The organism is Paracoccus sp. 08 (genome assembly GCF_024105395.1).
Lineage (GTDB): Bacteria > Pseudomonadota > Alphaproteobacteria > Rhodobacterales > Rhodobacteraceae > Paracoccus > Paracoccus marcusii.
The window spans coordinates 25379-46591 of sequence record NZ_WEKR01000020.1 but is presented as its reverse complement, the minus strand read 5'-3'; the positions used below and the strand labels follow the sequence as shown (position 1 = coordinate 46591).

The 21213-nt window shown below is 68.4% G+C and carries 22 protein-coding genes and 1 tRNA gene; 3 read left to right on the top strand and 20 right to left on the bottom strand.

The window, feature by feature from the left end:
- Nucleotides 1–218: 218 nt before the first annotated feature.
- The 14 genes from GBO37_RS09045 to GBO37_RS08980 form a co-directional block, all read right to left on the bottom strand.
- Nucleotides 219–294, bottom strand: a tRNA-Phe gene (locus GBO37_RS09045).
- A gap of 112 nt (nt 295–406) precedes the next feature.
- Nucleotides 407–568, bottom strand: a complete 162-nt coding sequence (locus GBO37_RS09040; protein WP_045998908.1) for a DNA gyrase inhibitor YacG — start codon at nt 566–568, stop codon at nt 407–409.
- A complete protein-coding gene (locus tag GBO37_RS09035) occupies nt 568–1623 on the bottom strand; it encodes a ribonuclease E/G (RefSeq protein WP_252928512.1) in 1056 nt (351 codons plus the stop codon). The genes GBO37_RS09040 and GBO37_RS09035 overlap by 1 nt, the downstream gene beginning before the upstream one ends.
- A complete protein-coding gene (locus tag GBO37_RS09030) occupies nt 1620–2222 on the bottom strand; it encodes a nucleoside triphosphate pyrophosphatase (protein WP_371927531.1) in 603 nt (200 codons plus the stop codon). Before GBO37_RS09030 ends, GBO37_RS09035 begins: the two co-directional genes overlap by 4 nt.
- 37 nt (nt 2223–2259) lie before the next feature.
- Nucleotides 2260–2478 carry a translation initiation factor IF-1 gene (infA, locus tag GBO37_RS09025; RefSeq protein ID WP_010397442.1) on the bottom strand — a complete coding sequence of 73 codons (219 nt, stop codon included), beginning with the start codon at nt 2476–2478 and terminating at the stop codon, nt 2260–2262.
- A gap of 87 nt (nt 2479–2565) precedes the next feature.
- Nucleotides 2566–3675 carry a FliM/FliN family flagellar motor switch protein gene (locus GBO37_RS09020; RefSeq protein WP_252928510.1) on the bottom strand — a complete coding sequence of 370 codons (1110 nt, stop codon included), beginning with the start codon at nt 3673–3675 and terminating at the stop codon, nt 2566–2568.
- 61 nt (nt 3676–3736) lie between these two features.
- On the bottom strand, nt 3737–6265 hold the full coding sequence (locus GBO37_RS09015) for a sensor histidine kinase (protein WP_252928509.1): 2529 nt from the start codon (nt 6263–6265) through the stop codon (nt 3737–3739).
- Nucleotides 6255–6530, bottom strand: a complete 276-nt coding sequence (locus GBO37_RS09010) for a hypothetical protein (RefSeq protein WP_148912148.1) — start codon at nt 6528–6530, stop codon at nt 6255–6257. Before GBO37_RS09010 ends, GBO37_RS09015 begins: the two co-directional genes overlap by 11 nt.
- Nucleotides 6530–6889, bottom strand: a complete 360-nt coding sequence (locus tag GBO37_RS09005; RefSeq protein WP_045998904.1) for a response regulator transcription factor — start codon at nt 6887–6889, stop codon at nt 6530–6532. Before GBO37_RS09005 ends, GBO37_RS09010 begins: the two co-directional genes overlap by 1 nt.
- 63 nt (nt 6890–6952) lie before the next feature.
- Nucleotides 6953–8242 carry a short-chain fatty acyl-CoA regulator family protein gene (locus GBO37_RS09000; protein ID WP_371927530.1) on the bottom strand — a complete coding sequence of 430 codons (1290 nt, stop codon included), beginning with the start codon at nt 8240–8242 and terminating at the stop codon, nt 6953–6955.
- Nucleotides 8243–8245: 3 nt separating this feature from the next.
- Entirely contained in the window at nt 8246–9085 is an 840-nt protein-coding gene (locus GBO37_RS08995) for an ATP-binding protein (protein ID WP_045998903.1), read from the bottom strand.
- Nucleotides 9082–9942: a twin-arginine translocase subunit TatC gene (gene tatC / locus GBO37_RS08990; protein ID WP_045998902.1), complete on the bottom strand. Its 861-nt coding sequence runs from the start codon at nt 9940–9942 to the stop codon at nt 9082–9084. Before tatC ends, GBO37_RS08995 begins: the two co-directional genes overlap by 4 nt.
- Nucleotides 9943–10434, bottom strand: coding sequence for a Sec-independent protein translocase protein TatB (gene tatB, locus GBO37_RS08985; RefSeq protein WP_252928508.1), 492 nt, complete (start codon nt 10432–10434; stop codon nt 9943–9945). It lies immediately after the preceding gene.
- 28 nt (nt 10435–10462) lie between these two features.
- Entirely contained in the window at nt 10463–10729 is a 267-nt protein-coding gene (locus GBO37_RS08980; RefSeq protein ID WP_045998900.1) for a twin-arginine translocase TatA/TatE family subunit, read from the bottom strand.
- A gap of 195 nt (nt 10730–10924) precedes the next feature.
- Between GBO37_RS08980 and GBO37_RS08975 the strand changes: the two genes are divergently transcribed.
- The gene (locus GBO37_RS08975) at nt 10925–11545 is read left to right on the top strand and encodes a MarC family protein (protein ID WP_045998899.1); all 621 of its coding nucleotides are present in this window, start codon (nt 10925–10927) and stop codon (nt 11543–11545) included.
- A complete protein-coding gene (locus GBO37_RS08970) occupies nt 11542–12114 on the top strand; it encodes a TIGR02281 family clan AA aspartic protease (RefSeq protein WP_240542430.1) in 573 nt (190 codons plus the stop codon). The genes GBO37_RS08975 and GBO37_RS08970 overlap by 4 nt, the downstream gene beginning before the upstream one ends.
- Here the strand turns inward: GBO37_RS08970 and GBO37_RS08965 are convergent.
- Nucleotides 12111–13358: a Zn-dependent hydrolase gene (locus GBO37_RS08965; RefSeq protein WP_217845703.1), complete on the bottom strand. Its 1248-nt coding sequence runs from the start codon at nt 13356–13358 to the stop codon at nt 12111–12113. The two genes, GBO37_RS08970 and GBO37_RS08965, sit on opposite strands and share 4 nt — an antisense overlap.
- Nucleotides 13355–14542 carry a hypothetical protein gene (locus tag GBO37_RS08960; protein ID WP_252928507.1) on the bottom strand — a complete coding sequence of 396 codons (1188 nt, stop codon included), beginning with the start codon at nt 14540–14542 and terminating at the stop codon, nt 13355–13357. The genes GBO37_RS08965 and GBO37_RS08960 overlap by 4 nt, the downstream gene beginning before the upstream one ends.
- 158 nt (nt 14543–14700) lie before the next feature.
- Here GBO37_RS08960 and GBO37_RS08955 point away from each other — a divergent pair, with 158 nt between their 5' ends.
- Nucleotides 14701–15282: a MarR family winged helix-turn-helix transcriptional regulator gene (locus GBO37_RS08955; protein ID WP_252928506.1), complete on the top strand. Its 582-nt coding sequence runs from the start codon at nt 14701–14703 to the stop codon at nt 15280–15282.
- On the opposite strand, the gene GBO37_RS08950 is transcribed toward GBO37_RS08955, so the two are convergent.
- Genes GBO37_RS08950 through GBO37_RS08935 form a run of 4 tightly spaced genes read right to left on the bottom strand, consistent with a single transcriptional unit; the run spans nt 15186 to nt 21209 of the window.
- Nucleotides 15186–17459, bottom strand: coding sequence for an FdhF/YdeP family oxidoreductase (locus GBO37_RS08950; RefSeq protein WP_252928505.1), 2274 nt, complete (start codon nt 17457–17459; stop codon nt 15186–15188). The genes GBO37_RS08955 and GBO37_RS08950 overlap by 97 nt on opposite strands.
- A 50-nt stretch (nt 17460–17509) precedes the next feature.
- On the bottom strand, nt 17510–19726 hold the full coding sequence (locus GBO37_RS08945) for a xanthine dehydrogenase family protein molybdopterin-binding subunit (RefSeq protein ID WP_252928504.1): 2217 nt from the start codon (nt 19724–19726) through the stop codon (nt 17510–17512).
- Nucleotides 19723–20685: a xanthine dehydrogenase family protein subunit M gene (locus GBO37_RS08940; protein ID WP_252928503.1), complete on the bottom strand. Its 963-nt coding sequence runs from the start codon at nt 20683–20685 to the stop codon at nt 19723–19725. Before GBO37_RS08940 ends, GBO37_RS08945 begins: the two co-directional genes overlap by 4 nt.
- The gene (locus GBO37_RS08935; protein ID WP_252928500.1) at nt 20682–21209 is read right to left on the bottom strand and encodes a 2Fe-2S iron-sulfur cluster-binding protein; all 528 of its coding nucleotides are present in this window, start codon (nt 21207–21209) and stop codon (nt 20682–20684) included. Before GBO37_RS08935 ends, GBO37_RS08940 begins: the two co-directional genes overlap by 4 nt.
- Between the last annotated feature and the right edge of the window lie 4 nt (nt 21210–21213).

The window sequence follows — 21213 nt, the reverse complement described above, 5'->3', positions numbered from 1 at the left end:
TTGCGGCGGTAGCGTGCAGCGACGATGTGATTGCTGCGATCACGGGCCACCAGACCACTGCCATGATAGCCAGATACGCAGGACCAAGCCGTAAAAAATCACGCGCCAAAGTGGCGCAAATCCTGCGTGGAACGCCACATGCACAGAATAAGAATGCCAAGAACAATGTTAAGAAATAGCACAACGCTCTTTCTGCCATCGAGTAAGTTGCTGATTAATGGTGCCCGGAGACGGATTTGAACCGCCGACACGCGGATTTTCAATCCGCTGCTCTACCAACTGAGCTATCCGGGCCCCGGTGGACCCTGGCGGGTCTTGGGTAGGCGGTGTTTACGAAGCGACGGCAGAACTGTCCAGACCGAATCTGCGGTTTTTCGACGACCTGCGGCGCTTTTCGGCGCGCTGCTTAGTCGTCACCGGCATCATCGTGCGGCAGGTCCTCCAGCGGCGGGCCGGGGATGACATAGGCTCCCCGCAGCCACTTGGCCAAGTCGACATCCGCACACCGCTTGGAACAGAAGGGACGATACTGCGGCTGGCTGTCCTTCTTGCAGATCGGGCAGGCCATCACGCATCCCCGCTTGCGGAGGCCAGCCGTGCCAGCGGCACGCGGTCACGCTTGCGCGTCAATTCGTAGAGACCCATGGCGGTCCAGCCGACCAAGGTCGTTTCCGACCCAGCCCCCCGAAACGCCCCCTGCAGGACCTGATCCAGCGTCGCGCGGTCTCGCTTTGGCATAGGCGCAAAATCGACCACGATCTGTCCGCCCAGACCGCGCAGCGCAAGCTGCCGGGGCAGTTCGCGGGCCAGCGCGATGTTCGCCTTCAGTCCCGCGGCCAGCGACGTGTCGTTGCCGGTGTTCACGTCGACCGCGACCAGCGCACGGGTCGCCTCGACATGCGCATCGCCGCCGCCCGGCAGGGGCACGCGGGAAGACAACAGCGCATCGACGGCGTCCAGCACGCCGCAGCGATCAAAGCTGTCTTCGCCTTCCTCGACGGCGTCGGGGGCGGGTTCGGCCCAGTCCATCCATGCCTGCTCCCACGGCGTGGGCGCGTCCAGCAGCAGTTCCGGCGCGCCCGCGGTTTCGGCGCAGACGCGATCCGCCAATTCGATCAGATCGTCCAACTCGGCGCGGATGTCGTCGTCCTCTGCATCCAGGCAGACGCTGCGGAGGATCAGGCCATGATCGCGATCGCCCAGGGACGCCCGGCCGATCGCCTCCAGCTCATCCCGGCGATCCTCGGCGCGGATGCTGCGCGACACGTTGACCCCCGGCGCGCCCGGCGTGACCAGCGCGTGACGGCCACGAAATAGCAGGCGCGTGGACAGGGGCACGGCCTTGCCGTCCTCGGCCACGCCCGCGACCTGTACCAGCAGCGGCTTGCCCTCTGACATGCCCTTGCGATCGCGCAGATAGCCCGTCTGGCCATCCGGCAGGCGCAGGAACACGCCGCCCTGCCCCTTCATGAAGCGGTCGGTCGAGGCACGACAGATCGCGCCCGGCGCCAGCGCGGTCAACGGATCGCTGGCAACCAGCAGGTCGATCAGGTGACCGTCCTGCATCAGGGCTGCGGCTTCGAGGCCGAACAGATGCCCCAGAACGACTTGGCGACCCTTCATCGGGCGTCTTCCTTGATCTTGGGATGGATGCCGATCGCGGCCAGCATGGCGGCGGTTTCTGACAGAGGCAGGCCGACAACGGCCGAGAACGACCCCTCCAGCCACGGGATGAAGGCGGCCGCCGCCCCCTGGATGGCATAGCCGCCCGCCTTGCCCTGCCAGTCGCCCGCATCCAAGTACCGCTCCAGCGCGACCGGATCGATCGATCGCATGCGGACCTTGGTCTCGACCAGGCGCAGGGCGGTGCGGGATCCGTGGCGCAGCGCGATGGCGGTCAGCACGACGTGGCGGCGCCCCGACATCAGCCGCATGAAGGCCGCAGCCTCGTCCCGATCGGCGGGCTTGCCCAAGATGCGGCGGCCCACGGCCACGGTGGTGTCGGCGGTCAGCAGCGCCTCGCCCTCGGCCAGATCCAGCGCGGCGGCCTTTTCGGCGGCCATGCGGCGGACATAGTCGCGGGGCGGTTCGGCCTTGCGGGGGGTCTCGTCGATATCGGCGGGGCGCAGCGCGTCGGGAACGATCCCGATCTGGGCCAGCAGTTCCAGCCGCCGCGGGCTGGCTGATCCCAGGATCAGCCTGGGGGGCGTATCGGCCATCATGCGGCCTCCGGTGGTGTCGGCCGTCCCGGGGGACGGCTTACTTGAAGCGGTAATTGATCCGCCCCTTGGTCAGGTCATAGGTGTTCATTTCCACCTGAACCTTGTCGCCTGCCAGAACACGGATGCGGTTCTTGCGCATCTTGCCTGCCATATGCGCGATGATCTCATGGCCGTTTTCAAGCTCGACCCGGAATGTCGCATTGGGCAGGAGTTCCTTCACGACGCCGGGGAATTCGAGCATTTCTTCCTTGGCCATGGTCACTCCGTTCTTGTCATCCCGTCAGATTCGGGACCGACGTTACATGCGACCAGAATGCGGGGAATTCAAGGAAAAAGCGCCCGGTCAGCCGCGCAGCGCCGTCAGGTCGGTGCCCGTGGCAAGCCCCAGGTCGTCAATCGACAGGCCCTGGGCGCGAAACGGGTCGGGCTGGGACAGGTCGCCGGGGGCATGCGCCGCCATCATCGCGGCTGCCTGGCCCATCACCGGGACCATGCCGTCATCGGTCGCGGCCAACGCGGGGTCGCGCAGACGGATGGCGTGGCATCCCTCGGCCTCGCCGAATTTTCCGGTGGCCAGGACCTGGCCGTCCTGCGTCTCCAGCGTTGCCTGTGTCAGGCAGGTGCGCGGCAGGCTCAGCAGCCGCCCGTCCAGAAAACCCCGCAGCTCGGCCAGCGACACGCGCTTGCGGCACAGCACGCCGGTCACCGAGACGGGGGCGTCCTGCATCGCCGCGGCCAGGCTGACCCGAACGGGGGCGGCGACCGGCGGCGCCGGGGCCGCGACAGGGGCGGCATCGGGGCGCGGACGCGCCTGGTTCGCGGGCTGGGGCAAGGCCAGCAGCACGCGTCCCTCGCGCATGTCGGGCGCCCCCATCGCAAGGTGGAACGACAGGCTGCGCAGCGGCCGATCCTCCAGCATCAGGGACAGGGGCCGGGGATCGTCCAGATGGGTCAGGAACTGATAGCCGCCGACGGCCTCGAACCCCTCGACCCCCTCCATCTCGGCAGTCAGCTCTGTCAGCAGGGCGTTGATGAAGTCGGAACACAGCAGCGCATCGCTGCGGGTGGGTCGGCGCCGCTCCAGCCCGCGCGACGTCACGCGTCCAAGGGCCTGCCATTCGACCAGCGCCGCCACCGCCTGGGGGCATAGCGCGATCGCCCCCAGCAGATCGCCCGGCCCCTGCAGCACGACGACCAGCGGCAGTTCCGGCAGCAGCTCCGGCAGCTCTGCCAGCGTCAGCGCGCCGGGCTGGACGGACAGTGCCCGGACGGGCAGCTGGTACAGCCGGTCGGCGGCGCGTCCGATTGCGGTGGCGGCGGCGCGGGCCGGGGTCGGCGCAGGAGATGCGGGCAGCTGCGGGGCCCCGCCTTGGCCCAGCCTGACCTGCGCACGCGCCTGCAGCATGCGGCGCAAGACGCCAGGGGCTTGGGTGGCGGGGTCTGCATGGGTCATGTCACGTCCGAATCAGGCTGTCGCTGCCTGTTCAAAATGGACCGTCAGGATTGAGAAAGGGTTAACCGGACGGCACCGGCGGCCGAGCCGGCAGCTGGATGCGGAACGCCGCACCCCCCTGCCCCGGCAGATAGCTGATGTCGCCGCCCAGGGTCAGCATGATCTCGCGGCATATGGCCAACCCCAGGCCTGCGCCACCCGCGCGGGCGGGGTCGTTCAGACGCGCGAACTTCTCGAAGATCAGCGTCTGGCGGCCGCTGTCGATGCCGCTGCCGTTGTCGACGATGTCGATGACCGCGCCGCCGCCTTCTGGATGACGGACGCGGATGATCAGCACCGGATGCGCCGCATCGCAATACTTGCGCGCATTGCTGATGACGTTGATCAGCACCTGCAGCAGCCGGTCCGCATCGGTGATCAGGCCCAGATGTTCCGATGGCAGGTCGCGGTCGATCAGAAAGCCGCGTTCGGGCCGCGTGGCCGACGCCGCTGCCAGCGCGCGCGTGATCAGGTCGTGCAGGTTCGCGACCGAAATCGTCAGCTGCGCCCGCCCGCTTTCCAGCACGGACAGATCCAGAAGGTCGTCCAAGAGCCGCGTCAGGCGGCCGGCCTCGTCATGGATGATGCCTGCGAACTTGCCGCGCTCCTCGGCGGTCAGGTCGGGCTCCTTGAGGATCTCCGAGAACGCCCGGACCGAGGTCATGGGCGTGCGCAGTTCGTGGCTGATCTGGCCCAGGAAGGCGTCCTTCTGGACCGACAGGGCGGTCAGCTTGTCATTGGCCTCGCGCAGCTGTCGGGCGGTGCGGGTCAGTTCGGCCTGCGCGGCCTCAAGGCGCTGCGTCTCCTCCTTGGCGCGCTGCGCCTCGTCCGCGACCTGCAGAAGGTCGGGCAGATAGCCGGTCTTGCCCTGCGCCCGCGCCTCGGCCTGGAAATAGCGCAGCGCGGCGTCCGGTCCCCAGMCCCGCCGCGCCATGGCCAACAGCGGCTCGGCCCGGTCGTCGGCGCGCAGCATGCGGCTGTGGCGGATCGGCTCGACCGCGGACACGAAGGACAGGCCCTGCAGGCGTTCCACCGGGTCCGGGAACCCGAAGATCGACACTCCGATGAAGGCCAGCGTGTTCAGCGTCAGGGACAGCGCCACGGCGGCCGTCCAGGGATCGACCCCCGGCGGCACCGGCAGATCGCCCCCCACGCCCACCGATGGCAGGAAGATCAGCGCCATCCACAGGACCGACCCCGTGCCGATGCCGGCATAGGCGCCCTTGCGGTTCGCGCCGCGCCACAACAGCCCACCCAGCATCGCGGGCAGCACCTGCGCCATGCCGGTGAAGGCCACAAGCCCCATCGCGGCCAGTGCCGCCGTGCCCCCCGACGCTTGGTGATAGACCCAGCCCGCTGCGACCACCGCCAGGATCGCGACCCGCCGCGCGTTCAGCACGAAGCCGCGCAGATCGTCGGTCTCGTCCGGGGCGGGGATGCGGCGCAGCGCCAGCCAGGCGGGGACCAACCAGTGGTTCGACACCATCGTGGCGACTGCGATCGCACACATGACGACCATCGACGTCGCCGCAGAAAACCCGCCCAGGAACACCAGCAGCGCCAGCATGTCCTGGCCCGCCGCCGCGGGCAGGGTCAGCACATAGAGGTCCGGGTCCGACCCCGCGGGCAGCAGTTCACGCCCCATCACCGCAATGGGCAGCACGAACAGCGACATCACGAACAGATAGGCAGGAAAGGCCCAGCCCGCGACATGCAGGCGCTCCTCGTCCGCGGCTTCGACCACCATGACCTGGAACATGCGCGGCAGGGTCAGGATGGCGGCGGCGGACACCAGGATCAGCGCGGTCCAGCGGTCGGGCTTGAGCAGCCAGCCCTGCGCCACGTCGGGATCGGCCGCGGCACGGGCGATGCGCGCCAGCATGTCCGCAGGCCCGTCGGCCAGCCCCCAGACCACGAACAGGCCAAGCGCCACGAAGGCCGCCAGCTTCACGACCGCCTCCAGCGCGATCGCGGTGACGACGCCGTGGTGGCGTTCATCCGCCGCCAGGTTGCGGGTGCCGAACAGGATGGTGAACAGCGCAAGCCCCGCCGCGACCCACAGGGCCGTTCCCCCCATCGCGCCCGCATCGGCGCCGTTGGGGACGTCGGTGGCGAAGATGTCGAAGGACAGCCGCACCGATTGCAGCTGCAGCGCGATATAGGGTGTCGATGCGATGACCGCGATCAGCGTCACGATGGCCGCCAGCCGGTTCGATTTTCCGAACCGGGCCGAGATCAGGTCCGCGACCGAGGTGACGTGATGCATCCGCGCCACGCGCACCAGTCGCCTGAGCCCCCACCACGCCCCGGTGAAGACCAGCGTCGGTCCCAGATAGATCGTCGCGAACTCCAGCCCGGACCGGGACGCATAGCCCACCGCGCCATAGAACGTCCATGCCGAACAATAGACCGACAGCGACAGCGTATAGACCAGCGGATGGTCCAGCCACCGCACATGCCCGCGCGCCGCCGCCCGGTCGGCGGCATAGGCGACCCCGAACATCAGCGCGACATAGGCAAGGCAGGCGCCGACCAGCGCCTCAAAGGGCATCGGGGTCCCCCGTCGGTGCCTCGGCGCGCATGGTCGCGGCCTCGGCCCGCAGTAGGGCGCGGTGCAGCGCGCGGATGACCACGATCAGCACCGCCCACAGGCCGAACAGCCAGACCGCGCCCCCGGCATAGGACAGGCTGCCCGGCATCCACCAGACCGGCACCAGCAGCAGCATCATCGTCACCACCGGCAGCACCCGCGCCGCATCGCCAAGGCGGCGGCGGTGGAACGAGGCGCGTTCCAGAAACAGCGGCCGGTCGGGCATCAGGCCAGCATCCGGCGCACCGTCGCACGCAGTTCCTGGTTGTCGAAGGGCTTCGCCAGCACCGCATCCGCGCGCGCGCCGTCATCGCCGGTCTGCCCCCGCGCAGTCAGCATCAGCACCGGCGTCGCGGCCAAGTCGGCGTCATCGGCGGCGCGCAGATCCTGCAGGATCTCGGTCCCCGACCGGTTGGGCAGCATCAGGTCCAGGATCACCAGGCGCGGGCGTGCGGCCAGGATCGCCTCGATGCCGCCGGCGCCGTCGGGATGCAGGTCGACCGACCACCCCTCGCGCGACAGGATGAAGCGCACCGCCTCGGCGATGTTGGGCTCGTCCTCGATCATCAGGATGTCCGGCTGCATCCGCCCTCCCCGCGTGCGGCCCGGCGGGCCGGGACGGATCATGGGCCGGATCACGGCCCCGTGTCAAAGGGACCTTTGCGCCTGCCCGCCCTGCGGCACCAGGATCGAGGGTTCGCGGCGCGCCGGACAGTCGGCACGCGGGCAGATCCGGCAGGCGGGCCCGATGGGCAGTGCATCGTCGGGGGGTGGTCCGTCGAACGGCAGGATCAGCATCAGCGCCTCGGTCAGCAGCGGGCCATCCAGGCCCAGGGGCTGACTGCGCTGCGCAAAGGACAGGGTGCGGAACGCGCGCCCATCCGGCGTGACGACGATCCGTGCCAGTGCCAACTGCGGCACCGCCAGGGCATGATACAGCGGCCACAGCGCACAGCTGTCCCCAGGCCGTGGCAGCGCAAAACCCTGCGCGGCGCGACGCAGGGTCAGCACCCCCGATCCGTCGCAGACCAGCAGGCCCGCGCCCTGGAACCCCTCGGGGCGCAGATCGGCCAGCCGCCGGATCACCAGGTCCAGGGGCTGGCCAAGCCGCGCGGCCAGCCGCACAGGGTCGGGCGGCGTTCCCGCCGCGGGGATCGCCTCGGTCAGCGCGCGGTCCGACAGCGCGTCCCGGTCGTCCAGCAGCCCGGCCAACAGATCCGCGGCCATCGCCCGCGCCGCATCCGAGGTCAGATCGCCCGGATCGGGGTCCGCGTCGCCGGGTTCGGCCAGCCAGGCCTCGACCTCCTCCTGGGGGGTGGTGGCCTGACCTTCGGCCTCGAAGCTGTCCAGATAGGCGACCAGGGCCTGTGCGGTCAGCGACAGGCGCTGGCTGTCCTGGTGCAGGTTCGCATGGAACCGCTGGCGCCATTCGGCGGAAATCTCGCCCTCCTCGACCAGGATCGCCGCGGTGGAGCGGACCGAGGTCACCGCCGACAGCACCTCGTGCAGGGTGGTCAGCAGATAGGGATCGCGGGTCATGCGGTCGGACAGGTCGACCAGTTGCCGTTCCAATCCGGCGCCCCGCCGCGCATGGGCGATCAAAAGGCCCGACCAGCCCGGAAAGCGGGCCAGGAATTCGGTGATCTGGTCCAGTTCCGGCACGGTGCCCACGGCGACGGGATGGGCCGCGGCCTCGCGCAGGGCCGCGATGCGGACCTCCTCGCGGCCTTCGGCCAGTTCATCGGGGGGAACCTCCAGAACCTCGGCCAAGCGGGCGATCAGGTCGGCGCCGACGGGGCGGCGGTTGTGTTCGATCAGGTTCAGATAGGCGGGCGAGATGCCCACGGCGCGCGCGATGTCGGCCTGGCGCCGGGCCATTGCCAGGCGGCGTTCCCGGATCCGCGTCCCCGTCAGGACGGTGGCTGCGCGCGCGGGCACGGCCTAGACCGCCAGACCGTGGCGCCCGGCAAGATCGGTGAAGAACTGCCACGCCACGCGCCCCGACCGGGCGCCCCGCGTGGCCTGCCATTCGATCGCCTGCGCACGCAGATCACCGGGGTCGACCGACAGCCCATAGGCCGCGCAATAGCCGTCGATCATCGCCAGGAATTGGTCCTGGTCGCAGGGATGAAAGCCAAGCCACAGGCCAAAGCGGTCGGACAGGGACACCTTTTCCTCGACCGCCTCTCCGGGGTGGATGGCACTGGCGCGTTCGTTGTCGATCATCTCGCGCGGCATCAGGTGGCGGCGGTTCGAGGTCGCATAGAGGATCACGTTCGCGGGCCGCCCGCTGATCCCGCCATCCAGCACCGCCTTTAGCGACTTGTACTGGGTGTCGTCGTGGCTGAAGGACAGATCGTCCGCAAACAGCACGAAGCGCCGCTCGGGTGCGGCGCCCAGGATCGCCAGCAGCCGTCCGACCGAATGCAGGTCGTCGCGGGCGATCTCGACCAGGACCAGCGGCAGGCCTTGGGCCACGGCCTCGGCATGGACCGCCTTGACCAGCGACGACTTGCCCATGCCGCGCGCGCCCCACAGCAGGGCATTGTTCGCCCCAAGGCCGCGCGCGAACTGCAGCGTGTTGTCCAGAAGCGTGCGCCGCGACCGGTCGATGCCGATCAGCTGGTCTAGCGGCACACCGGCGACATGCGCCACGGGCACCAGCCGGTCGGGGTCGGCCTGCCACACGAATGCCGTGGCCTCGTCGAACCGGGGCACCGGAACGGCCGGCGGGGCCAGCCGTTCAAGCGCATCGGCGATGCGCGTCAGCGCAGCCGTCATTCGTCATCCTCGATCCACAGGCCCTGGGCCCGCAGGTCACGTTCGCGCACCACCTCGATGCGGCGGACGATCTGGATCGAGATCTCGTAAAGGCCATAGACGACCGAGAACAGCACCAGCTGGCTGCCGACATCGGGCGGCGTCAGGCAGGCGGCCAGCGTCAGGATGATCACCACGGCATAGCGGCGCGTGTTGGCCAGCGACTGCGACGACACCAGCCCCGCCCGCCCCAGCAGCGCCAAGGCGACGGGCAGCTGGAACGACAGGCCAAAGGCCAGGATGAACCGCGTGGTCAGGGTCAGATACTCGCTGACAGAACCCTGGAACACGATGCCGGCCAGCCGGCTTCCCTCGCCCGCCACGGCCGCCGGATCGTCCGGCAGGGCCAGCGGACCCTGCTGAAAGCCCAGGAAGAACGCGAAGACCATCGGCAGGATGATGTAATAGGCGAAGGCGGCGCCCAGCACGAACATGATGGGCGATGCCAGAAGGAAGGGCAGAAAGGCGCGGCGTTCACTTTTGTACAGGCCCGGCGCAACAAAGCGCCACAGCTGGTACCCGATCACCGGAAACGACAGGATGAACCCGCCGAAGAAGGCGATGCGGATCGCGACCGAGAAGCCCTCCTGCAGCTTCAGCAGGATCAGGCCGCATTCCTGGCCACGCTCCTCCAGCGCGGCGCAGATGGGCCGGGTCAGGAAGTTGTAGATCGGGTTCCAGACCAGATAGGCCAGGATCATCGCCACGACCAAGGCCAGCACGGACCAGATGATCCGCGTGCGCAGTTCCTTGAGATGTTCGATCAGGGGGGCCGAGCTGCCGTCGAGATCGTCGTCGATCGGGGTATGCGCTGACACTTACAGGTCCTTCGTGTCCGTCCGCCGCACGCCGGAGATGCGGCGGCGCGAATCGGGATTGGGCGCCACGTCGGCGGCAGGCTGGGTGGCCGTGTTCGCAGGCTGGACCGTCGGCACGGCGGGCGCCGCGGGGATGGCCGCATCTGCGCCCTTGTCCGCGACCGGGGCCGCAGGGTCTGGCTGGATGCGCTGGCCCATGTTGGTCTTGGGGTCCCACTTCTCGAACTTGGTGACCGCGCGGTCCAGCGCGTCCAGGCCGCGACTGTTCTTCGAGGTCATCGAGGACAGGTTCTTCATCCCCTTGGCCGCGTCGTCCAGGCCGCTGGCCTTGGCCGCATCCTCCATTGCGCTGGTGAATTCGCGGGCCATCGACCGGGCGCGCGAGGTCAGCCGCCCAAGCGTATGGAACAGCTTGGGCAGGTCCTCGGGGCCGATGACGACAAGCGCGACCACCCCGATCAGCAGCAACTCGCTCCAGCCGATATCAAGCATTCGGGAACTCGACCTTGGGGCGCACGGTTCAGGTGCGGGTGTCGGTATGCGGCGTCACGTCGCGTGCATCGGTGCCCGGGACGGTGTGGACCGGTGCGACGGGCTGGGTCGGGGTGTCCAGGCTTGCCGCAGGCTTGTCGGCGGTCTGTTCGGCGGAAGGATCGTTCAGGCCCTTCTTGAAGGCGGTGATTCCCTTGCCGAATTCGCCCATCAGGGACGAAACCTTGCCGCGTCCGAACAGGACGAGGACGACGATGGCGATGACCAGAAGGGCCATGGGGGACGGTGCGTGCATTTCAGTTCTCCGTACCGGTGTCAGGCCGTTGACCTGATTTCAAGGACTGCAACCAACTATAGGCCCAGTCCGCAGCCGTTGAAAGCCCACCCGGCGCGATAAAGCCCCGCCCCCCTCCGGCGCAGCCTGCGATGACGCGATTTTGACGGCGCGTCCCGGCTTGGCAGGGGCGGCGCGGCACGCGATAAGGGCCGCATGGACCTGCAGCTGTACCTGACCGCCTTCGTCACCCTGTTCGTGGTCATCGACCCGATCGGCCTGGCCCCGATCTTCATCGCGCTGACCCCCGGCCAGTCGGGGGCGGAACGCCGCCGCATCGGCGCGCGGTCGCTGGTCATCGCCGCCGTCCTGCTGACGCTGTTCGGCCTGACGGGCGATGCGATCCTGTCGGCGATCGGCATCTCGATCTCGGCCTTCCGCATCGCGGGGGGGCTGCTGCTGTTCCTGACCGCGCTGGACATGCTGTTCGAACGCCGCACCGAACGCCGCGAGGGCCAGGCCGATGGAGACCAGCCCAGCCACGACCCCTCGGTCTTTCCGCTGGCCATGCCGCTGCTGGCCGGGCCCGGCGCGCTGGCCACCATGATCCTGCTGGTCGGAGAGAACCAGGGCGTGGGTCATGTCGTCATGGTCCACCTGATGATGCTGATCGTGCTGGGCATCTGCATGGTGCTGTTCGCGCTGGCGACGCCCCTGGCGCGCGCGCTTGGGCGCACGGGGGTGATGGTCGTCACCCGGCTGCTGGGCATGCTGCTGGCGGCGCTGTCGGTGCAGTTCGTGATCGACGGGCTGCGCGGATCGGGCCTGTTCGGGTGAGCGGCGACGACATCGCCCGCCTGGCCTTCTATGCGATGCTGCTGGTCGTGATCGGCGGCGCGATGGTGTTCGAATTCGCGGGCCGGGGCGGCCGCGCCCTGCGCGCGCTGCTGATGTGGGCGGTGATCATCGCCGGTCTGGCCGCCGGATACGACTGGTGGCAGCAGACCTATGGCCCCCGCCAGCAGGTGCTGGAGAACGGCGCCCGGATCGAGGTTCCCGCAGGCCCCGGCGGCCATTTCCACCTGGAAGCCGTGCTGAACGGCACGCCCATCGACTTCATCGTGGACACCGGCGCCACCAGCGTCGCACTCAGCCGCGACGATGCGCGTGCGATCGGGCTGGACCCCGACACGCTGCGCTTTGGCGGCCAGGCGGTGACGGCCAACGGCCGCGTGGCGACGGCCCCCGTGACGATCGCGGAATTCGCCATCGGCGATGCGGTGGACCGCGACGTGCGCGCCGTGGTGATCGACAGCGCGCTGCAGGACAGCCTGCTGGGCATGTCCTATCTGCGCCGCTTTGCCCGTGTCAGCTTCGAGGGCGACCTGCTGATCCTGGAACGCTAGCGCGGCATCGCGCCGGCCATCTGGCGGATGGTCGCAAAGATCACGTCGATGCCGCGCGCAAGCTGGGCATAGTCGGTCCATTCCTCGGGAGCATGCGATATGCCGCCCCGGCTTGGCACGAAGATCAGCCCCGTGGGCGCGAAACCCGCCATGATCATGGCGTCATGGCCCGCGCCGCTGACCATGACCCGATGCGACACGCCAAGCGCCTCGGCCTGGGCGGACAGGGCCGCGTGGATCTGACCCGACAGCGGCGTGGGCGCGGCATAAAGCTGTCGTTCCACCTGGGCGGTCAGGCCGTTGCCCTGCGCGTGCGCCACGGCGCCCTGCACCATCTCGATCAGGCGCAGCACGTCCTCCTCGGCGGGGGCGCGCAGATCGACGGTGAAGGTCACCAGATCGGGGATCACGTTCGCACCACCGGGCAGCACCTCCATCTTGCCCACGGTCAGCACCGATTGCCGCCCCACCTGCCGCGCCAGATCGGGCAGCAGCGACAGGATGCCGACCGCGCCCGTCAGCGCGTCGCGGCGCTGATCCATCGGCGTGGTGCCGGCATGGCCCGCCTGACCGCGCACGGTCACGCGCAGCTGCGCCAGCCCCACGATGCGGTCGACGATGGCGATGTCCTGACCCTCGGTTTCCAGCACCGGGCCCTGTTCGATATGCAGTTCCAGAAACGCATGCACCGATCCGGGCGCCAGGGCCGCCTGCCCCGCCCGTGCCGGGTCCAGTCCGTAATCGGTCATCGCCTGCGCAGCCGACACGCCCGCATCGTCGCGCAGGTCGTCCAGACCGGCCGGGTCCACCTGCCCGGTCAGCAGCCGCGATCCGAACAGGCCGCCGCCGAAGCGGGTGCCCTCCTCCTCGATCAGGGCCACCACCTCGACGGGGCGATCCGGCTGCAGACCGAGGTCGCGGAACAGGAACGCGGTCTCGATCCCCGCCACGACGCCCGCGGGGCCGTCGAACCGCCCGCCGTTGGGCACCGAATCCAGATGCGATCCGACCAGGATCGGCGCCAGATCCGGGCGCCTGCCCTCCAGCCGGCCAAAGACATTGCCGACGGCGTCCTCTCGGACCTCCAGCCCGGCCTCGACCATCTGGCCCGCCACGAAATCGCGCGCGGCGCGGTATTCGGGGCTGTAGGTCAGCCGGGTCGTACCCCTGCCGGGGGTCGCGTTGAAACGGTCGATGCCCTCGATCAGCGCCTCGATCCGGCGTGCATCCGCAAATCCTGTCATCCGATCAGCCCCACGAACAAACCTGCCAGCACGACCGACACCATCGTCACCGTGACAAAGCCCGCGACCAGCATCGGCGGCAGCAGATGCGCGGTCAATGCCTCGCGTTCTGCGGCATCGTCGGTCAGCGTGTCGATGACGTCCTTGGTGATGATGTAATCGGCGGGAAACCCGTAAAGCGCGGTCAGCGAGCAGGCAAAGGCCATCGCGGGCGTGATGCCCAGCAGGCGCCCCACGATCCAGGACGCGATGTACATCCCCACCAGCCCGATCGCGATGATGGTGACCAGCGGCACGGCCAGCTGGCCCAGCATCTCGGGCGTTGCGCGCTTCAGCCCGTCGAAGATGAAGACCATCAGGATCAGCACGGTAAAGCCGAAGGCATTGGCCTTGCGCAGCGGCTCACGCTCCAGGAAACCGACCGACGTCGCGATGACGCCGAAGACCAGGCACAGCACGAAGGGGCTGATGGTGACGACCGGCGCGGCCAGTTCGGACAGGCCCCAGGCCGCAAAGGCCACGACTCCAAGCCGCAGCATCTTGAAGTAGACGGTGTCATAGGCAGCGGGCAAACGCGCGAACAGGCGCGGCGGCATCGGCGCATCGGCGCTGTCGGCCACCGGTGCCGTCCCCTGCCAGCGGCCCGCGCGGTGCAGGTCCAGAACGCGCCGCCCCTCGCGCTTCAGCATGATGGCGGTCAGCGGATAGCCCGCAAAGCCCTGCATCACGTAGATCAGGATCGCCAGAACCGACAGCGCCTGCAGGCCCGCGTCCGCCGCCGCCTGCGACATGATCAGCGACGCCACCACCCCGCCGACCAGCGGCGGCGTCGCCACGACCACCGTCTGCCAGTCCAGCAGCATCACGCCCAGGGTGAACAGCAGCGCCACGATGCCGCCGATTCCGGCCAACGCCACGACGACGGTGCGCCACTGCCGTGCCAGTTCGGCAAAGGACAGAAGCGTCCCCATGTTGGTGATCAGCAGGTACATGGCCAGAAAGACGATCGGCGTCTGGAACCCCGCGACCTGGACGATGTCCTCGGGGAAGAAGGTCCAGTAGCCCACCAGGAACAGGATCGCGCAGACGAAGACCGACGGCAGCCAGGACCGCGTCCGGGTCGAGACGACATCGCCGACCCACAGGATCAGCGCCAAGATGGAGAAGGCCAGCAATTGCGGCATGGGTCCAAGCCTTTCGGATCAGGATCTGTCAAAGAGCGGCCGCATGACGCAACAAACCCCGCGCGCCGGCCGTGATGCGCGTTACAATTGATCCATCTGGATGTATTGTGCAACGGTCAATCGTCGCTTCCGCGCGACGGCCACGACAGGAGGAGCCGATGCAGACCGACGACCCCGATGCGATGCTGGCGCAGCTGCTGGACAGCGACCTGTCAGAGCTGCTGTCGATCAGCTATGTCGTGCTGGCCAACAACCAGGTGACGAACCGCCATATCGAGCGTGCCCACGACATGCCCGTGCAATGCTGGTCCGCGCTGCTGGCGACGGTCAGCTTTCCGGGACTCCGGGCACGCGATCTGCTGCACCTGTTCCCGCGCCCGCAGAACACCGTCAGCCGCGCCCTGGCCCTGCTGGAGGCGCGCGGCCTGATCGAACAGCGTCCCTGCCCTCAGGATGCGCGGGCCAAGCGGCTGTATCCAACCCCGGACGGGTCCGACCTGCTGGCCACGATCCGCCAGACCGCAAGGCTGCGTCAGGACGAAATGTTCGGCGTGCTGGATGCCGGGGAACGGGCGACCTTTCTGGCATTGTGCCGAAAGATCGCCGCGGGACCACTGCTGGTGACATCGCAGGTGATGCCCGATCAGGCCAGGCGGACCGGGATGCCCTTGGACGCCGGGGTGGCCGATGCCAGATCCCCGCGCGACAGCGGCGACAGCGGGTTCAGCTCCGGAAAGTAGCCGGCCAGACAGCCGTGCGGGATGTCATAGGGGATGACGCGCAGCCCTTGGACCCGCCGCGCGATCCCGTCCTCGGCGGCCGAAGTGAGGGTGATGCGCTGCTCCGCGGCCAGCCCCGCCGCCGCCATGTCGTCGGGCGACATCATGACCAGCATGCGGTCGCCCTCGATCCCGCGCAGGCGGTCGGACATGCCATAGACGGTGGTGTTGAACTGATCATTCGACCGCAGCGTCATCAGGCGGTACACGCCTTCCTGCGCGCCAAGTCCTGTCGCGTCCAGATCGGCAGGTCGCGTGAACTGTGCGCGGCCGCTCTCGGTCTTCCAGACGCGGTTGCGGGCGGCGTTGTCGCGATAAAATCCGCCCGGCTGGTTCATGCGGGTCTCGAAATCGCGGAAATCATCGGGATAGACCGCCTCGATCAACGCGCGGATGCGGGCATGATCGCCTGCCCAATGCCTCCACGGCATCTTGGGGTTGGGGTCCAGGGTCGCGGCGGCCATCCGGGCGACGATCTCGGTCTCGGACAGCAGGTGCGGGCTGGCGGGCGTGCGATTGCCGATCGATCCGTGGATATGGCTGAAGCTGTCCTCGACCGAGACCTGCTGGTTGACGCCACCCTGCATGTCCTGTTCGGCCCGGACCAGGCAGGGCAGGATCCAGGACGCCTGTCCCGGCATCAGGTGGGTGCGGTTCAGGCGCGTCGCCACGTGGACGGTCAACGGCATCGACCGCCAGGCGTCGGCCACGCGATCGGTGTCGGGCACCGCGCGCGCAAGGTTGCCGCCCAAGCCCACGAACCCCGTGGCCCGCCCTTCCAGCAGCGCCTCGACGAAGGCGGTGGTGTTCCACCCCTCCTCCATCGGCGGCTGCATGTCGAACAGCGCGCGCAGGCGGTCGTTCGGGACAAGGTCGGGCTTTTCGGTGATGCCGACGGTGCGCTGCCCCTGGACGTTGGAATGGCCACGGACCGGGCTGCAACCCGCACCCTTGCGCCCGATATTTCCGCGCAACAGCAGCAGGTTGACCAGTGCGCCGATGGCGTCCGACCCATGGACATGTTGCGTCAGGCCCATGCCATAGACGCCGATCACGGCACGCGACCGGGCATAGATCGCACCGATCCCCTCCATCGCGGCGCGGTTCAGGCCGCTGACCTGCTCCAGTTCGGTCCAGTCGGTCGCATCGACCCAATCCATCCAGTCCTGCAACCCATGTGCATGCCTGTTCAGGAAGTCATGATCCAGCACGCCGCCCTGGCTGCGTTCCAACGCCAGCACATGCTTGGCGATACCGGTCAATGCAGCGATGTCGCCGCCCGCGCGCACCTGCAGATAGCGGTCGGCGATCTCGGTGGGTGCGCCCACGGTCATCTGCCACGGGCTTTGCGGGTTCGCGAATTCCAGCAGACCCTTCTCGCGCAGCGGGTTGATGGCCACGATGCAGCAGCCGCGCTTGGCCGCCTGCTGCAGCGGGTGCAGCATGCGGGGGCTGTTCGTGCCGGGGTTCTGGCCGATCTGCAGGATCATGTCGCAATGATCGAAATCCTCCAGCACGCAGGTGCCGACCGGCGATCCGACAACGGTCTTGAGCCCCACAGATGTCGTCTCATGGCACATGTTGGAGCTGTCGGGCAGGTTCACATGCCCATAAGCACGCGCATACAGCCCATAGAGGAACGACGCCTCCAGCCCCGCCTTGCCGGAGGCATAGAATGTCACGGTCTTGGGGTCCAGCGCACGCAGGCCCTGGCCGATCTCGGCAAAGGCCTCCTCCCACGTGGTTTCCAGATAACGGTCGCTGGACGCGTCATAGCGCAGGGGGTGGGTCAGCCGTCCCGCCATCTCCAGATCGTATTCGGACCAAGTGGCCAGTTCGGCCACAGTGTGGTCCAGAAAGAAGTCGGGCCCGCAGCGCTCCGAGGTCAGGTCCCACAACGTCGCCTTGGCGCCGTTCTCGCAGAATTCGACGACATGCGGGTTGGGCGGCTTGCCCCAGGCGCAGGACGCGCACATCATGCCGCCTGCCTTGTTCTGACCGCGCAAGGTTTCCAACGCGCCCGGCCCCGGCTTTGCAGCACGGGCCACCTGGGCCATCCCCTTCGCCGATCCCCACCCCCCGACGGGGCCGTCATAGGAAAAAACGCGGTCGTCGGTCTTGGGCTGGTCGTCGGACATGTCGGGCTCCTGTCAGGGGTTCGGGGGCGGCGCACCGCCCCCGCATGCGATCACGCCGCCGGGGCGAAGGGATCGGGCAGATGAGCCAGCAGCTTGTCTGGCGTCATCGGGAAATCGTGCAGACGCACGCCGCAGGCATTGTAGATGGCATTCGCCACCGCCCCCGCCGCCCCGCAGATGCCCAGTTCGCCGACACCCTTGGCCTGGATGGGCGATGCGTGCGGATCGCGCTCCTCCAGCAGGATCACCTCCATGTCGGGAATGTCCGCATGGACCGGCACATGGTATTCGGCCAGATCGTGGTTCACCAGATGACCGTCGCGGCTGTCAAAGGACAGCTCCTCGGTCAATGCACTGCCGATGCCCCAGACCATGCCGCCCAGACATTGCGACCGCGCCGTCTTGGCGTTCAGCACCCGGCCAAAGCCGAATGCCCCGGTCATGCGGCGCAGACGCGTCTCTCCGGTGAAGGCATTGACCGCGACCTCGCAGAAGAAGGCGCCGTAGGTCGACTGGTTGACCTTCTCCATCAGCTTGCCCGGTTCGATCTTGCCGGTCCGCGTCAGATCCTCGGACAGAAGCTCGGTCACGGGACGCGGCTCGACGCCCTCGGCCCAGGCCTTGCCGTCCTGCAGCAGCAGGTCGTCGGACGCACAGCCAAGCGCCTGTGCCAAGGTTGCGCGGATCGCCTCGCAGGCCAGGAACACCGCCGAACCCGTCGATGACGCGCCCCAGCTGCCCCCCGAACCGGCGCCGGACGGCAGGCGGCTGTCGCCCAGACGGACGGTGGTGCGCTCGATCGGCTGGCCCAGCATCTCTGCGGCAACCTGACCCAGGATGGCATAGCTGCCGGTGCCGATATCAGTGTGATCGGTCTCGACCACCACATGGCCATCGGCGGTCAGGGTCACGCGGGCCTCGGCCTTGGCCAGGATGTTCACGCGTGCGGCGGATGCCACACCCATGCCGATCCACCATTCGCCCTCGCGCCGCGCGCAGGGGGTGGCACTGCGCTTGTCCCAGCCAAAGGCCGCAGCGCCGGCGTCCAGCGCCTCGATCAGCCTGCGCGAGGAATAGGGCGTACCCTCGCCCGGCACCTCGTCGGGCAGGTTGCGCTTGCGCAATTCGACCGGGTCGATGCCGGTGGCTTCGGCCAGTTCGTCCATCGCGACCTCAAGGGCCTGCATGCCGACGGCCTCGCCCGGCGCCCGGACAGAACCAGCGGTCAGACGGGTGATGTCGGACTTACGTACCGCCAGCAGGCGGTTCTCGCCGGCGTAGAGAAATTCGGACGCCTGCGTCACCGGTTCAGAGAAGCTTTCTCCGGGCAGGTTCGACACCAGCGCCTCATGGGCGAAGGCGGTCAGGCGGCCGTCGGGGCCGCACCCCAGACGGATGCGCTGTTCGGTTTCCGACCGGCGCATGATCGACTGGAACACCTGCTGGCGGCTCATGACCACACGGACCGGGCGGCCCAGTTCCTTGGCGGCAATCGCCGCGGCGACCGCCTCGTGCGAGATGCCCAACTTGGACCCGAACCCGCCGCCGACATAGGGCGACAGCAGATGCACGTGCTTGGGGTCGATCCCCAGGCTGTCGGCCAGCTCCGCAACGTTATAGGTCAGCATCTGCAGGCTGCCCCACAGGGTCAGATCCTTGCCGTTCCATTCCGCGACCGCCGCATGCGGTTCCATCGCGGCACTGGCATGGCCGGGGGTCGTGAAGGTCAGATCGACGGAATGCGCGGCGTCGCGCATGGCCTTGTCCAGATCGCCCGCCTTGATCGGATCTGCGGCCGGTTCCGCATCTGCGGCGTCGGGCAGGAACTGCGCGTCGCCGGACTGGTCCTCGTATTCGATGTCCAGCGCCTTTGCGGCATTGGTCGCCTGTTCGAACGTCTCGGCGACGACCAAGGCCACCGGCTGCATCGGAAAGTCGACCTTCGAGACGTCCTGCTCGGGCGCCTCGCCCGCGGTGCCCTGCGCCGCGCGGCGCAGCATCCGTTCCGAGGAATAGACGCCCAGAACGCCGGGCATCGCCATCACGACGTCTCGGTTGATCTTCCTGACCCGACCGGTGCTGATCGTCGCGCCGACCAGCACGCCCTCGGCGCAGTTCTCGCGTGCATATTCGGCGGCATAGGTCGCGGTGCCCGCCACCTTCAGCGGGCCTTCCGGCCGGTCCAGCGGCTTGCCGATCACCCCCTGGCGGGTGCGGTCCAGCATGTCGCGGGTGTCGGGGGTGTCATAGGTATCGCTCATCGTCATTCCCCCGTGGCTTCCGCCAGTACGGCCGCAAGGGCGCGGCGGACCAGCGTGATCTTGAAATCGTTATGTCCCTGGCCGCGCGCATCCTCCAGCAGAAGGTCGGCGGCCTTGTCGAACAGCGCGGGCGTCGGGCGTTCCCCGACCAGCAGCGCCTCGACGCGGTCGTCGGTCCACGGCTTGTGGGCAATGCTTCCGAACGCCAGTTGCGCGGCGTCGATGCGGCCGTTGTCCATACGAACCGCCGCCGCCACCGACACCAGCGCAAAGGCATAGGATGCCCGGTCGCGCACCTTGCGATACAGCTGACGTCCCCCGAACGGTGCCGGCAGCCGGATGGCGGTGATGACCTCACCCGCCTTCAGCACGTTGTCGCGCGACGGATCGTCCCCGGGCAGGCGGTGGAAATTGCGCATCGGAATTTCACGCGTGCCGTCAGGGCCTTCGGTCTCGACCGTGGCGCGCAGGGCCGACAGGGCCACGGCCATGTCGCCCGGATAGGTCGCGATGCAGGCATCGGACGCGCCCAGGATCGCATGATTGCGGTTCACGCCACCCTGCGCCGCGCAGCCTGTGCCCGGCTCGCGCTTGTTGCAAGGCGACCGCCCGTCCATGAAATAACCACAGCGCGTGCGCTGGCACAGGTTGCCGCCCATCGTCGCCTTGTTGCGCAACTGCGGGCTGGCACCGGCCAGAATGGCGCGCGACAGCAGCGGCCAGTCGGCACGGATGCGCGGATGCGCCGCGCAGTCCGAGTTGCTGACCAGCGCGCCGATGCGAAGACCGGCACCCTCGGGGGTGATCTCCTTGAGGCCGACGCGGGTGATGTCCAGCAGGGCATCGGGGGTCGCGACCTCCAGCTTCATCAGGTCCAGCAGGTTGGTGCCGCCGGCGATCAGCGTCGCGGGGCTGCCGACGGCTTGGGCCAGATCGCCCGCGCGGTCGTATTCGAATGCCTTCATTGTGCGGCCTCCGTCTGGGCCATGGCGTCACGGATGGCGGCCAGGATGTTGTCATAGGCGCCGCAGCGGCACAGGTTGCCGCTCATCCGTTCGCGGATCTCGGCATCGGCGACGGCGGGCTTGTCGGCCGGATCGGCAGTGACGGCACTGGGCCAGCCTTGCCTGATCTCCTCGATCATAGCGGTCGCCGAACAGATCTGGCCGGGCGTGCAATAGCCGCACTGGAACCCGTCATGGGCCACGAAGGCTGCCTGCAGGGTCGACAGCGCATCGGGCGTGCCGATGCCCTCGATCGTGGTGATCTCATCCTCGTCATGCATGACGGCCAGCGACAGGCAGGAGTTGATGCGGCGGCCGTTGACGATGACGGTACAGGCGCCGCATTGACCGTGGTCGCAGCCCTTCTTGGTGCCGGTCAGGCCAAGGTCCAGACGCAGGACGTCAAGCAGGCTGCGGCGGGGGTCGCCGTGATATTCATGGGATTGGCCGTTGACGGACAACCTGGCGGCGGGGCGTTGTGCCATTGGG